General features: G+C 54.7%; 14 protein-coding genes. 6 read left to right on the top strand and 8 right to left on the bottom strand.

Going from position 1 to position 14,017, the window contains the following annotated elements:
- Positions 1–4: 4 nt before the first annotated feature.
- From acpP to fabD, 3 genes are all read right to left on the bottom strand, one after another.
- Positions 5–241 carry an acyl carrier protein gene (gene acpP, locus THINI_RS01515; RefSeq protein WP_002706920.1) on the bottom strand — a complete coding sequence of 79 codons (237 nt, stop codon included), beginning with the start codon at positions 239–241 and terminating at the stop codon, positions 5–7.
- Positions 242–322: 81 nt separating this feature from the next.
- Positions 323–1,078, bottom strand: a complete 756-nt coding sequence (gene fabG / locus THINI_RS01510; RefSeq protein WP_002706919.1) for a 3-oxoacyl-ACP reductase FabG — start codon at positions 1,076–1,078, stop codon at positions 323–325.
- Positions 1,078–2,025, bottom strand: a complete 948-nt coding sequence (gene fabD / locus THINI_RS01505) for an ACP S-malonyltransferase (protein WP_002706918.1) — start codon at positions 2,023–2,025, stop codon at positions 1,078–1,080. Before fabD ends, fabG begins: the two co-directional genes overlap by 1 nt.
- Before the next feature lie 216 nt (positions 2,026–2,241).
- Here fabD and infA point away from each other — a divergent pair, with 216 nt between their 5' ends.
- Positions 2,242–2,460, top strand: a complete 219-nt coding sequence (gene infA / locus THINI_RS01500) for a translation initiation factor IF-1 (RefSeq protein WP_002706917.1) — start codon at positions 2,242–2,244, stop codon at positions 2,458–2,460.
- Between the two features lie 48 nt (positions 2,461–2,508).
- On the opposite strand, the gene clpA is transcribed toward infA, so the two are convergent.
- From clpA to icd, 3 genes are all read right to left on the bottom strand, one after another.
- Positions 2,509–4,797 carry an ATP-dependent Clp protease ATP-binding subunit ClpA gene (gene clpA / locus THINI_RS01495; protein ID WP_002706916.1) on the bottom strand — a complete coding sequence of 763 codons (2,289 nt, stop codon included), beginning with the start codon at positions 4,795–4,797 and terminating at the stop codon, positions 2,509–2,511.
- Between the two features lie 5 nt (positions 4,798–4,802).
- On the bottom strand, positions 4,803–5,135 hold the full coding sequence (clpS, locus tag THINI_RS01490; protein WP_002706915.1) for an ATP-dependent Clp protease adapter ClpS: 333 nt from the start codon (positions 5,133–5,135) through the stop codon (positions 4,803–4,805).
- A gap of 185 nt (positions 5,136–5,320) precedes the next feature.
- Positions 5,321–6,574: an NADP-dependent isocitrate dehydrogenase gene (icd, locus tag THINI_RS01485; protein ID WP_002706914.1), complete on the bottom strand. Its 1,254-nt coding sequence runs from the start codon at positions 6,572–6,574 to the stop codon at positions 5,321–5,323.
- Between the two features lie 167 nt (positions 6,575–6,741).
- Between icd and THINI_RS01480 the strand changes: the two genes are divergently transcribed.
- The 5 genes from THINI_RS01480 (at position 6,742) to hflD (ending at position 12,156) form a co-directional block, all read left to right on the top strand.
- Positions 6,742–8,541: an endonuclease gene (locus THINI_RS01480; RefSeq protein ID WP_002706913.1), complete on the top strand. Its 1,800-nt coding sequence runs from the start codon at positions 6,742–6,744 to the stop codon at positions 8,539–8,541.
- 61 nt (positions 8,542–8,602) lie between these two features.
- Positions 8,603–9,796, top strand: a complete 1,194-nt coding sequence (locus THINI_RS01475; RefSeq protein WP_002706912.1) for an efflux RND transporter periplasmic adaptor subunit — start codon at positions 8,603–8,605, stop codon at positions 9,794–9,796.
- An 80-nt stretch (positions 9,797–9,876) separates the two neighbouring features.
- Complete coding sequence (locus tag THINI_RS01470) at positions 9,877–10,338, top strand: NUDIX hydrolase (RefSeq protein ID WP_002706911.1); 462 nt, start codon at positions 9,877–9,879, stop codon at positions 10,336–10,338.
- 1 nt (position 10,339) lies between these two features.
- Positions 10,340–11,449, top strand: a complete 1,110-nt coding sequence (gene mnmA / locus THINI_RS01465) for a tRNA 2-thiouridine(34) synthase MnmA (RefSeq protein ID WP_002706910.1) — start codon at positions 10,340–10,342, stop codon at positions 11,447–11,449.
- Between the two features lie 65 nt (positions 11,450–11,514).
- Complete coding sequence (hflD, locus tag THINI_RS01460) at positions 11,515–12,156, top strand: high frequency lysogenization protein HflD (protein WP_002706909.1); 642 nt, start codon at positions 11,515–11,517, stop codon at positions 12,154–12,156.
- Here hflD and pyrF read toward each other — a convergent pair.
- Positions 12,140–12,826, bottom strand: a complete 687-nt coding sequence (gene pyrF, locus THINI_RS01455) for an orotidine-5'-phosphate decarboxylase (RefSeq protein ID WP_002706908.1) — start codon at positions 12,824–12,826, stop codon at positions 12,140–12,142. The two genes, hflD and pyrF, sit on opposite strands and share 17 nt — an antisense overlap.
- A gap of 17 nt (positions 12,827–12,843) precedes the next feature.
- The gene (locus THINI_RS01450; protein ID WP_002706907.1) at positions 12,844–13,992 is read right to left on the bottom strand and encodes a tetratricopeptide repeat protein; all 1,149 of its coding nucleotides are present in this window, start codon (positions 13,990–13,992) and stop codon (positions 12,844–12,846) included.
- Positions 13,993–14,017 lie beyond the last annotated feature (25 nt).

The following is a 14,017-nucleotide window of genomic DNA, read 5'->3' as shown; positions in this document are numbered from 1 at the left end:
GGAATTAACCTTGCTGACCCTTGATGTAGTCAATGGCAGCTTGAACCGTAGTGATTTTTTCTGCCTCTTCATCAGGGATTTCAGCACCAAATTCTTCTTCCAGCGCCATAACCAGCTCGACGGTGTCCAGAGAATCCGCGCCGAGGTCGTCAATGAAGGAAGCTGTATTGGTCACTTCGGCTTCGTCAACGCCCAGTTGCTCAACAACGATTTTCTTGACGCGCTCTTCGATATCGCTCATGGTTTTGTATTCCTCGTAAATAAAAAGTGTTCGTTAGCGGTAGCATATTGTATTTAAAACCCACCCATCATACCAGCAGGTTTAGGCCATATACATACCACCATTGACGTGAATTGTCTCGCCTGTTATGTAGGCTCCCAGTGATGAGGCCAGGAACAGCACAGCCCCGGCGATTTCATCAGGCTGCCCCAAGCGCGCCAGCGGAATGTTTTGCAACAGGCTGCTGCGCTGGTCTTCGGATAGCTCGCGGGTCATGTCGGTGTCGATGAAGCCCGGCGCAACCACATTCACCGTGATACCACGGGAGCCAATTTCACGCGCCAGTGACTTGGAAAAGCCGACCAGACCAGCCTTGGCAGCGGCGTAATTCGTCTGCCCCGGGTTGCCGGATGCGCCCACCACTGAAGAAATGGAAATGATGCGGCCTTTCTTCGCCTTAGTCATACCGCGCATACAGGCTTTGCTCATGCGGAAAATGGAGGTCAGGTTGGTGGCAATAATGTCGTCCCACTCCTCGTCTTTCATACGCATCAACAGGTTGTCGCGGGTGATACCCGCATTGTTGACCAGTACGGTAATGGCGCCGAATTCGCCATTAACAGCCTTGACTATGCCATCAATGGAATCCTTGTCGGCAACGTTCAGCATCATGCCCTTGCCGCTGATGCCCAACTCGGACATATAGGTGGAAATGGCTTCCGCACCTTTTTCACTGGTGGCAGTTCCAATCACGGTTGCGCCAGCCTTGCCCAGCATTTCGGCGATGCTGCGCCCGATACCACGGCTTGCGCCGGTCACCAGGGCAATTTCACCCTGCAAACTGATCAATGAATCCATTACGCGCCCGCCTCCTCACAAAGTTTCAATGCTTCTTCCAGTGTTTTGCTGTCCATGACGCAAACCGCGCCCAATTTGCGGTCAATCCGCTTGTTCAGGCCAGTCAGCACCTTGCCGGGGCCAAACTCAACCGCCGCCGTCACGCCATAGTCGCTTTGTAGGCGCTGAATAGTGTCAACCCAGCGCACAGGCCGATAAAGTTGCTGTTCCAGAGCTGCTCGGGTTTCCTCTGCGCTACTGCGGGCCATGGCATCCACGTTGTGCAACACAGGCATTTGCACTGGACTGAAAGCCATGGTAGCCAGCCGGACAGCCAGCTTTTCCGCAGCCGGTTTCATCAGGGCGCAATGCGAAGGCACGCTGACGGACAGCTTGACCGCTTTTTTAGCCCCGATGTCAGTAGCCGCCTGAATGGCACGGTCGACCGCAGCGGCATTACCGGCAATCACAACCTGACCAGGCGAGTTGAAATTGACCGCCTCCACGACTTCACCTTGCGCAGCCTGTTCACAAGCAGTAATAATCTGGGCGTCTTCCAGCCCCAGGATTGCGGCCATGCTGCCCTCGCCTTCAGCCACGGCTGATTGCATCAGGCTGGCGCGTTCGGCCACCAAGGCAACGGCATCAGCAAAATTCAGCACACCAGCAGCGACCAGCGCGGAATATTCCCCCAGACTGTGCCCTGCTACTGCGGCAGGTTGGCAGCCACCCTGCTTGAGCCAGACGCGCCAGACGGCGACCCCGGCTGCCAGCATCAGCGGCTGGGTATTTTCGGTGCTGTTGAGGGCAGAGTCAGGGCCTTCCTGTGCAAGCCGCCACAAATCACGGCCCAGTACTGCCGAAGCCTCCTGGAAGGTTTCGCCTACTTCCGCAAAATCTGCGCCCAGCGCCGACAGCATTCCCAGCGATTGGGAGCCTTGTCCCGGAAAAATACCTGCTATTGTCATCTTGTTTGTTGCTCCAGCGTCAAAACGGGCTATCTGCGTGCCCTGCAAAGTAAAATCTGCCTATCCTAATCAAAACGGAATGCCGTGAAAACCAGCAAGTTGAGAATTCCGCTGTTTTGTCGGCTAAATATACGCAGGTTAGGGAAAAAGAGCTTGTCATCTGGCGTGCGGCAAGGATAATACGCCGTTTATTATTTCCAAGTGTTTGAAGGCATTATGGCCAAAGAAGATTATATCGAAATGGAAGGCACGGTTGTTGAAACCCTGCCCAATACGACTTTCCGGGTTGAGCTGGATAATGGACATGTCGTCAATGCCCATATTTCCGGGCGTATGCGTAAAAACTATATCCGCATCCTGACTGGCGACCGGGTGACAGTGCAACTGACCCCTTACGACCTGACCAAAGGCCGCATCAGCTACCGCAACAAATAAAAATGCGCCCCGCAGGGCGCATTTAGTGTCACAGTTTCCCGATCATGTTCAGGCTGGGACGGCTTCCGTGCCGCTCATCTCGATAACCAGCCCATCATCATCTGCCGATACTTCGACCCTGCCACCCTGGCTTAACTCCCCGAACAGGATGGCATCTGCCAGTGGCTTCTTGATGTGCTCCTGAATTACGCGCTCCATTGGGCGTGCGCCCATCAGGCGGTCATAACCTTTTTCCGCCAGCCAGTGGCGGGCAGCTTCATCTACCACCAGGATGACCTTTTTGGGTTCGAGTTGCGCTTCCAGCTTGATGATGAATTTGTCCACCACGGATGCAACCACATCGGCAGTCAGTGGGTTGAACTGGATGACGGCATCCAGACGGTTGCGGAATTCCGGCGTAAAGGTGCGGTTAACAGCTTCAGTTGCATCCAGGGTGTGATCTTGCACGGTGAAGCCGAGCGATTTGCGGCTGATATTTTCCGCGCCCGCATTACTGGTCATGATCAGGATGACATTGCGGAAGTCAATCTTGCGCCCGTTAGCATCGGTCAGTGTGCCGTGATCCATCACCTGTAACAGGATGTTGAACACGTCCGGGTGTGCCTTTTCGATTTCATCCAGCAACAGTACGGCATGAGGGTGCTTGTTGACGGCATCCGTCAAGAGGCCACCTTCGTCGTAACCGACATAGCCAGGAGGTGCGCCAATCAGGCGGGAAACGGTATGCCTCTCCATGTATTCCGACATGTCGAAACGCAGTAGCTCAATCCCCAGGCGTTGTGCAAGCTGCTTGGAAACCTCGGTTTTACCGACCCCGGTAGGCCCTGCGAACATGAAGGAGCCAATCGGTTTGCTGTCATCACGCAGGCCGGAACGCGCCATCTTGATCGCGGTAGTCAACTGGTCAATGGCTTTATCCTGGCCGAAGATGACCATTTTCAGGTCACGCTCCAGGTTACGCAGGACTTGCATGTCGGAAGTGGAAACCGATTTGGGTGGAATCCGCGCAATTTTGGCTACGATGTCTTCAATATCGTGTACACCAATGGTTTTCTTGCGTGAAGCCGCTGGCTGCAACTGACGGTTGGCTCCTGCCTCGTCGATCACGTCAATCGCCTTGTCGGGCAAATGACGGTCATTGATGTACTTAGCGGACAGTTCCGCCGCCGCCTTGAGCGCCGGGAAGGTATAACGTACATTGTGGTGCACCTCGAAACGGGTTTTCAGCCCCTTGAGGATGTCGATGGTTTCTTCCACCGTCGGCTCATTGATGTCGATTTTCTGGAAGCGGCGCGCTAAGGCGCGGTCTTTTTCGAAAATCCCGTGGTATTCCTGGAACGTAGTAGAACCAATGCACTTGAGTTCGCCAGTGGACAATACCGGCTTGATCAGGTTGGAAGCGTCCATAGTGCCGCCAGAGGTCGCGCCCGCGCCAATAATGGTGTGGATTTCATCAATGAACAGTACCGCATGGGCTTCAGCCTTGATCTGTTTTAATACCGCCTTGAGGCGTTTCTCGAAATCACCCCGGTACTTGGTGCCCGCCAGCAATGCGCCCATATCCAGCGAGTAGATGACGGCATCCGCCAGGATTTCCGGCACTTCACCATCCACGATACGCTTTGCCAGACCTTCGGCAATCGCGGTTTTGCCCACGCCTGCCTCGCCTACCAGCAACGGGTTATTCTTGCGGCGGCGGCACAACACCTGAATGGTACGCTCAATTTCCAAATCACGCCCGATCAGGGGGTCAATCTTGCCTTCCAACGCCTGCTCATTCAGGTTGGTGGCGTACTTTTCCAGCGGCTTGCCGTTGTCATTGCCTTCAGCTTCGGCATCCTGCTGGCCGGGTGAACCTTGTTGGGCGTCATCGTCATGCCCCGTGCCCGGTGGTTCGGACTGGCGGTCTTTGCGGATGCCATGTGCGACGAAATTAATGATGTCGAGCCGGGAAACCCGGTGGCGGGACAGGAAATACACCGCGTGTGAATCCGGCTCACCAAAAATGGCGACGAGGATGGCATCACCGGTCACTTCCCCTTTGCGGGATGCTTGGGCGCTGTAAACAGCGCGGTGGATGACCCGCTGGAACCCGAGGGTTGGCTGCACATCGCGCTGGTCAGTTTCCGGGATGAGTGGGGTATTTTCATCCACAAATGCCTCCAGCTCGTGGCGCAATTGCGGGATGTCTACGGTGCAAGCGCGTAGCGCTTCAGCAGCACTGGGGTTATCCAGCATGATGAGCAACAGGTGTTCAACCGTGACGAATTCGTAACGTCGCGTGCGTGCATCACCGTACAGGGTATTGATCGAATATTCTACTTCAGCGCTCAGCATAAGACTCAAGCCTCTTCCATTGTGCACAACAAGGGATGTTGGTGTTCACGCGCAAACCGGCTGACCTGGGCCACTTTGGTTTCCGCTATGTCACGAGTATAGACGCCGCACACGCCTTTGCCCTTGGTATGTACGTGCAACATAATGCGGGTAGCGTTCTCACGATCCATGCCAAAAAACGTTTGCAGCACCTCCACCACAAAATCCATCGGCGTGAAATCATCATTCAAGAGTATAACTTTAAAGCGCGGTGGTTCTTTCACCTCCGGGCGGGATTCCTGCACCGCTACGCCGGAATCGTGGCCGTTACCGTGATCTTCTTTGGGTTTTTGCGCCATTCCTGATTTACCTTGCCCCAAGCTTGCGGGTTGATATGCATATGTTATAAACGGTTTGACAGCCTGCTGTCACTATTCCTGCCATAGATTGGTGCAACTTCTGCAATTGCAATAGCAGCTAATAAAAAAACAGGCGGCACACTGGCCGCCTGTTTCAGCAACAACACGAAACGCGGGCTGGCCGTTTACATGTGGGCAATGACATTATCCCCAAATTCAGAACAGCTCAGTTCCTCGGCGTCGTCAATCATGTCGGAAAAGTCGAACGTGACACGCTTGGAGGAAATCGCCCCTGCCGTGCCCTTGTTGATCAGGTCGGCGGCCTCTGTCCAGCCCATGTGGCGCAGCATCATTTCAGCCGACAGCACCAGCGAACTTGGGTTAACCCGGTTCAAACCGGCAAACTTGGGGGCTGTCCCATGGGTCGCTTCAAACATGGCGACGGTATCGGACATATTGGCACCCGGTGCAATACCGATACCACCCACCTGGGCAGCTAATGCGTCGGAGATGTAGTCACCGTTAAGGTTCAGGGTCGCGATCACGGAATAGTCTTCCGGGCGCAGCAGAATCTGCTGCAGGAAGTTGTCGGCAATCACATCCTTGACGGTAATGGTAGTGCCAGTTTTGGGGTTCTGGAAAGCACACCATGGGCCTCCATCCAGTTCCTTGGCACCGAATTCCTCTTTGGCCAGTTCATAGCCCCAGTTCTTGAAACCGCCTTCGGTGAACTTCATGATATTGCCCTTGTGCACCAGGGTCACAGAATCACGGTCATTGTCGATGGCGTACTGCAGGGCCTTGCGCACCAGGCGCTTGGTGCCTTCGGCGGAAACCGGTTTGACGCCGATGCCGGAGGTTTCCGGGAAACGGATTTTGGTCACACCCATGTCATTCAGCAGGAAGTTGATGACCTTTTGCGCTTCTGGTGAGCCAGCAGCCCACTCAACGCCCGCGTAAATGTCTTCGGAATTTTCACGGAAAATAACCATGTTGATTTTTTCCGGCGCTTTCACGGGGCTGGGAACGCCGTCATAATAAAGGATTGGGCGCAGGCATACGTACAAATCCAGATCCTGGCGCAGTTTCACGTTCAATGAGCGGATGCCACCGCCAACCGGGGTGGTCAACGGGCCTTTGATGGAAACGACGTATTCCTTGACCGCATCAATGGTTTCATCCGGCAGCCACACATCTTCGCCGTAGACCTGAGTGGCTTTCTCGCCCGCATAGACTTCCATCCAGGAAATTTTGCGCTGGCCACCATAAGCTTTTCCCACCGCCGCATCGACTACCTTGATCATGACCGGACTAATATCGACGCCAATACCATCCCCTTCGACGTAAGGGATGATCGGGTTATCCGGCACATTCAGGGAGTAATCGGCATTGGTCGTTATTTTTTCGCCTTGTGCGGGAACCTTGATATGTTGGTACATTCACTCTCTCCATTTGAAGTTGTCTTTCAGCGCGTTTGCGACGGATTATAAACAAAAAGCTTCGCAGTTGGCATACAATGCCACAAGAGCCGACGCTATGGCCAATGATGCAAATGGCGCGCCATGCTGACTATCCTGGCCGACAATAAAAACATGAGCCTGACAATATGAAACTAGCCACTTTCAACTTGTACCAGTTCGCTGCCCATGGACACTACTGGCATAACAAAACCGAGCGCAACACCTACACGCAGGCGGAATGGGAACAGAAACAGCGCTGGGTAACTACCCGTCTGCGGGAAATGAATGCGGATATGGTCGGCTTCCAGGAAGTTTTCAGCGTACCGGAATTGCGCCAACTTTGTGCAGAAGCCGGTTACCCGCACTTCATTACGGTTGATGAGTCCGGTAGCCGGGAAGACGACCCGGCGGTCTACATCAAGTCGGTTGTGGCGTTGGCGTCGCGCTGGCCGATACAGGCCGTACACCCGGTGGACGTGCCTGCCGCTATCCGCACTGATTTGCCACTACCGGTGGATTTCCGTTTCAGCCGCCGCCCTGTCTGCGCAGATGTCGACTTCCCCGGCATTGGAACCCTGACGGTATATGTCGTGCATCTGAAATCCAAGCGCCCGGTCAGCCTCGACATGACATACGCTGACAAAGTGGCGTGGCGGCAGCGGGTCAGCGATACCCTGCAACGGCTTTCGCGTGGCACGGTCGCCTCCCTGCTGCAACGCGGGCTGGAAGCCACCCTGCTCTACCACAGCACGATGGCACGATTGGCGGTTGATGCTTCCCACCCTATTGTGGTGCTGGGCGACATGAATGACAGCCAGGACTCTATCCCACTGGCGGCCCTGACCATGCAGGAGCGCATTTACAGCATTGGCGGGCTGGAACCGGAACAGTGGCCGCAAGATGTCACCACTTGGCTCTATGATTACCGGCTGGCCGACAGCTTTCGGCTCGCGCCCAATATGCGCCTTAGTGTGCGCCCGTTCACCAAAATCCATCGTGGCACAGGTGGTGTACTGGATTATATTCTCGTCTCCAATGCCCTTAACCCCAAAAATCCGGCTGCCAGGGCAGAAGTCGCCGATTACCAGATCTGGAACCGGCATCTGGACACCGATGGGGTGGATGACCGCTTGCAATCTGACCACGGCCAGGTATGCGTGGAACTGCGCCCATGCGCGGTGCAACCGGATGCTGCCACTGGCATCAACCAGCGCCCGGCGCACACGGTACGGACGCTGGCCGATATTGTTACCCGGCAGGATTTCGTTGAATATGCCGGGGGCGTGTTCCAGTCCTACAAGCACTTCAAGCAATGGAGCAGCGAAGACAAATGGAAAAACTTCTGGTCATTTTTCTTTGACAGCGAATACGGCTGGGTAACCTCGATTTACGGCACAGTCCCGGTCAGCGAGCTTTACCAGAAGCAGCGCCACAGTATCGAACACGTAATCCCGCGTGATTTCCTCGACCGTTACCTTGCCCGCAAGGGAGTGCCGCGCCATGTACGTAACGGTGCTACGGTCAACCCACTAAATTTCGCACCGTCAGAGCGCGGCCTCAATGCCAAGCGTTCCAATTTCCGCTTCGATCTGGATGGTGACCAGATTGTGCGCCCTTACCACATGGAACTGCACCCGGATAATTTTTCCGGCACTGGCTTTGATGCGGATAATGAATGGGTTATCCCCTCCCGTAACCGGGGTGATATTGCCCGCGCCATCCTCTACATGCTGCTGGTATACGAAATTGATGAACTCTATAATCGTCACATCCATACCCTGGTGCATTGGGCCAAGGTCGATAGCCCCAGCGCCTGGGAAATTGCTTACAATAATTGGGTTTATACGCGCCATGGCATCCGTAACCCGTTTATTGACACCCCGGAAAACGCCTTGCTGCTGCTTGACAACCATGACCTGCTGTCTGCGATTGAATACCGGAAATAATCACATGCTATGTTAGAATGGCGGCAATATTGAATCGTCCGCTTTTGAGGAAAAAGACCATATGACTAGATATAAAAAGGCATTGGGACTGGCAATGATTGGTTTTTGTGCCAGCATACTGTCTGCTCAGGCCGCTGAAATCATCCAGGTTGAGTCAACCGGGGCACGTTCACAATCCGTGCTAGGTAGCACCGTAGTCCCGTACAAGGAAGTTACGCTGAGCGCGCAGATACCCGGCGTCGTCAAGTATGTTGCAGGCCCAGTCGGCACCAGCCTGACGCAAAGCGCTGTTGTGTTCCAGATCGACGACACCCAGCTGCGCGCCAAACGCAACGAAGTCGCTTCCCAAATCGCCATGGCCCAGGCAGGCTACCAGAATGCCCAGGCTCAGTATTACCGGGAATTGACATCACCGCGCAGCAAGGACATCGGTGCCATGCCCGGCTTTGGCCTGCCTGCCATGTTCGACCGCATGGCGGTACGCCCATTCGCCAACTCGTTTATGGGCAATTACGATTCAGACACAGTCCGTCAGGCGGATCTGAACAACGCCATGTCAGGTGTTTCCCAGGCACAAAGCCAAGTGCAACAGGCCTTATCACAATTGCAGGAAATTGACTCCTCGCTGCGTGACGCCAGTGCCTACGCGCCATTTGAAGGCATCATCATGGAAAAAATGGTCGAAGTCGGCGATACCGTCCAACCCGGCCAACCACTGATCAAATTTGGTTACGTCAAATACAAGCGCTTGCAGGCGGATGTGCCTTCCGGTCTGGTCGGCAACCTGAACAAGGACATGCTGCTGCCAGCGCGTATCGATGGCAGCACCAATACCTCGGTGCGGGTATCGGAAATCTACCCCGTGGCTGACCCCAGCCGCCATACCGTCACGGTGAAGTTTGACATTCCGATGGAAATCACCACAGCCCCCGGCATGTACGCTGAAATCTATGTGCCGGAAAGCAAGAAAGGCAGCCAAGTGATTGTCATCCCCAAATCAGCCCTGCTGAAAGGCAGCAGCCTGCCCGGCGTGCTGGTGGTGAAGGAAGACAATACTTCAGAACTGCGCATGATCCGTTTGGGCGCAGACCAGAATGGCGGCAGCAAGGTAGCAGTCGTTTCCGGCCTGAAAGCCGGTGACAGGATCATCAACAACCCGCCTGCTGGCGTATCCTCTGGCTGGATGCCAGAAGGGACAAAACCAGCTAAAGCTGCTGCTCCTGCCGAACCGGCAGCGACCCCAGCTGCCAAGTAAGCCGCATCCCCTTGCCCGGTGCGTTTGGGTTTCCCCCCTGAGCGTTCCGGGCGAACTCATCCAGCAACGGAACCCCTCACATGGTATGGAAACCCCGCGTCACCGTCGCCAGCGTCATTGAACATGAAGGCCGCTTCCTGATGGTGGAAGAAATGCACGCCGGGCAATTGGTCATCAACCAACCTGCCGGGCACATGGAGTATGGCGAAAGCCTGCTGGATGCCGTGCGCCGCGAAACCCTGGAAGAAACCGCCTACCGCTTCGAGCCGACGGCCTTGCTGGGTGTATTTCACCGCCAGCATCCTGACTCTGACCGGGTATACATGCGTTTCACCTTCACCGGCAGGCTGCTGGAAACAGAACCGGTCAAAGGTTACCAGATAGACCCGGACATTACCGCCGCCCACTGGCTGACCTGCGATGAAATCCGTAACCAACAACACTTGTGGCGCAGTGAACTGGTCGGGCGGTCACTGGAGGCGTATGAAGCTGGGGTACGCCATCCGTTGGCGCTGCTGCACTATTTCCTGAGCGAAGACTGAGATGGGCAAGCGCGTAATGGTCGGCATGTCCGGCGGGGTAGATTCCTCTGTTGCAGCCCTTCTCCTGCTCCAGCAGGGCTATCAGGTTGAAGGGTTGTTTATGAAAAACTGGGAGGAAGATGATACGGAAGACTACTGTTCCGCCGCCGTTGACCTCGCCGATGCCCAGGCGGTGGCCAACCAGTTGGGTATCCCCCTGCACACGCGTAATTTCGCCACCGAATACTGGGATCGGGTGTTCACCTATTTCCTCGACGAATACCGTGCCGGGCGTACTCCCAACCCAGACATCATGTGCAACAAGGAAATCAAGTTCAGAGCTTTTCTTGATCTCGCACTGGAACTGGGGGCGGATTATATCGCTACTGGCCATTACGCACGCATCACCCACGAGCCCGACGGCAGTGTGCAGATGCTCAAAGGCGTGGACGACAACAAAGACCAGACCTATTTCCTCTACACCCTGCAACAACACCAGTTGCAACGCAGCCTGTTTCCTGTTGGTGAACTGGAAAAAAGCCGGGTGCGGGACATTGCGCTTGAGGTCGGTTTCAGCACCGCCCGCAAGAAGGACAGCACCGGCATCTGCTTCATCGGTGAACGCAAATTCCGTGATTTCCTGCAACGCTTCCTGCCTGCGCGCCCTGGGGGCATCGTAACGGCGGATGGCGAAGTGATCGGCAAACACCACGGTCTGATGTATTACACCCTTGGCCAACGGCAGGGCTTGGGTATTGGCGGGCGCAAAGATGCAACGGAAGCCCCTTGGTTCGTGGTTGACAAGGACATGTCCAATAACCGCCTGATCGTTACCCAGGGGCATCAGCACGCACTCCTGATGAAACATTTCCTGCTGGCATCCCAACTTCATTGGATAGCAGGCAAACCACCTGCTGACAGGTTTGGATGCAAAGCCAAAATCCGCTACCGCCAGACGGAAGAAACCTGCGAAGTGAGGCTTCTGCCAGACAATAGTTGCGACGTTTGTTTTCCTGATGCCCAGCGCGCCATCACACCGGGGCAATCCATCGTGTTCTATCAGGGCGACACTTGTCTTGGCGGTGGCATTATTGAAACCATGGCCACAGACTGCCCCAATGCAAAGGGATAACTTGAATTATATAGCCCAAGCCGTATCCTGTACCCTGGTAAAGACATCCGGAACGACAACAAACCGTGGAAGCTAACACCCGCAACCGAACCATTGCCCTCGCCGCCCTGTTCCAGTGCGTGGAAGGCGTCACCCAGATTGCCACTCACGGCAGGGTTGACAGCGAACTGTTCGACGCTTGTATCAACAGCGTGTTGACAGAAGATAACCACTCGGCAGAATCCCTCTACGGTGGATTGGAAAAGTTACGCACTGGTTTCAAAGTGTTGATGCATCAGCTGGGCACCGGTAGCATGACCCCAGATGGCCGCCTCAAGGACATTGAAGCCACCCGCTACGCTGTCAACCTGTTGTATCTGGAAAAAAAGTTGGCGAATGACCCGGATATGTTCCAAGCACTACTGAGAAATATTGAAAATGCCCAGCAGCAACTCAATTTCTTCGCCATGAACCACCCCAACATGGTGGCACGGCTAGCAGAAATTTACAGCAATACCATCAGCAAGATTGGCCCGCGCATCATGATCAAGGGTGACCAGAACCACCTTGCCCAACCTGAAAATGCTGCCAAAATCCGCGCCCTGTTACTGGCTGGTGTGCGTGCTGCCCTGCTGTGGCGGCAGGCAGGCGGCAGCCGCTGGAAGCTGATCTTTGCCCGTGGAGCGATGCAGAAAGAAGCGCAACGGCTGCTTACAAATCCGCATTGATCTGCGCAATCACCGCTAGCGGGTCGGCAGCTTGCGTGATTGGCCTGCCCACAACGACGTAACTGACCCCTGCTTCCCGTGCCTGTGCAGGCGTCATTACCCGTGACTGGTCGCCTTGGCTACTGCCTGCTGGACGGATGCCAGGCGTCACCAACAGGAAATCGTTCCCCAGCGCCTCCCGCAGCATAGCCGCTTCCTGCGCTGAACACACAACCCCATCCAACCCGTTAGTAGCAGCCAGTTGCGCTAAATGCTTGACCTGTACGGCAGGTTCTGCCCCAACGCCTGTCCCGGCCAGTTGCGCCTTGTCCATGGAGGTCAGTACCGTAACGGCAATCAGCTTGGGCGGGTTCCCCACTTCCTGCAAAGCAGCCCGCGCCGCCGCCATCATTTTGGAGCCACCGGAAGCATGGACATTGATCATCCACGCCCCAAGGGCAGCGGCGGATTTGCAGGCAGAGGCCACCGTATTGGGGATGTCATGGAATTTCAGATCCAGAAAAACATCGAACCCACGCCCCGTCAGTTGGCGCACAAAATCAGGGCCTGCCGCCACGAATAATTCAAATCCCACCTTGAGTTTGCATTGGGCAGGATCAAGCGGAGCGACAAAGGCCAGTGCTTGTTCGGCGGAAGGGAAATCAAGAGCAATAATTAAACGGCTGGACATGCAATCATTCCTGAAAATTAGACATTACTGACAGTATCCCACTGATGGCAAGCTGGGCAACGCCAGAGGTAGCCATGCATTTTATAACCGCAATGGCTGCATTGAAAATCAGGTTGGCTGGCGGCCAGACGCTGCAAGGCGGTTTGCACCTGGGTTATTTCACAGGTGTGTTCCTCTTGCCACAAGGAAGCCAATACTTGGGCAGAACTGGCCAAGGTGTTCAAAGTCGGCTTGCCTTTGTTGAGATGCTCTTCAACTTCGGCACGCATTTCCCTGATTTTTCCCAGCTTGTAGGCCAATTGCAGCAGGTAGCCAAACAATCTGGCATCCCGCGTTTTGGCGAATGTTTGTTGGATAAAGGCATACAGGCGCTCAAGTTCATGTGAATACTTAAAATTATTAATTAACTGATTGAAAAGCATACCTAATAGGCGGGTATCCTGGCGAATAGCCTGCTGATAGATCTCCAGTGCCTCATCCCGCTGGGCGCGGGCATAAGCAAGGTCACCCTTTAAAACTAAAACCCGCGCCGAGTCGGGATAGGCTTTGGCAGCTTTTTTGATGGTCTCTTCGGCTTTGAACAGGTTTTGCTTCTGCAATTCCTGGGCTGCCAGCTCGCAATAGTAATGTGCAATCAGGCGGCTCTGATCCACCTTGCTGCGTTGCTGGGTGCACTGGGCAATTTCGATAGCCTTGTCCCATTCATGCAGCTGTTCATAAATATTGCGTAATGGCTCACAAGCATCAGCACGTTTAGGGTCATCCTTGAGCAGTTCGGAAAACACACTTTCAGCCCGATCCAGCATACCAGCAGCAAAAAAATCTTCCCCCAGCGCCAGCATCGCGGATAGGCGCTGCGATTTGCTCAGGTCGGAACGTGCCACCAGATTCTGATGGATACGCAGGGCGCGATTGATTTCCCCCCGGTTACGGAAAAGATTGCCCAGCAACAGGAAGGTATTGGCTGTGTACTCGTCAATTTCCGGGTAATTGAGGAAGACATCCAGCGCCTTGTCGGGTTCCTCACTCAACAGGTAGTTGATCCCACGGACAAAACGCACGGAAATTTCCTTGCGCTTTTCCTGACGCCCTTTATAGCGTTTGCGGGCAGCTTGCCAGCCTGAATAAAAGGCTATCGGCAATAATAAAAAGAGGATTTCTTGCATGGGTGCTTAATATAAAAAAGGAGGC

It is taken from the genome of Thiothrix nivea DSM 5205, from assembly GCF_000260135.1.
Lineage (GTDB): Bacteria > Pseudomonadota > Gammaproteobacteria > Thiotrichales > Thiotrichaceae > Thiothrix > Thiothrix nivea.
The sequence above is the reverse complement of the archived record's forward strand: the minus strand, read 5'-3'. Positions and strand labels throughout refer to the sequence as shown.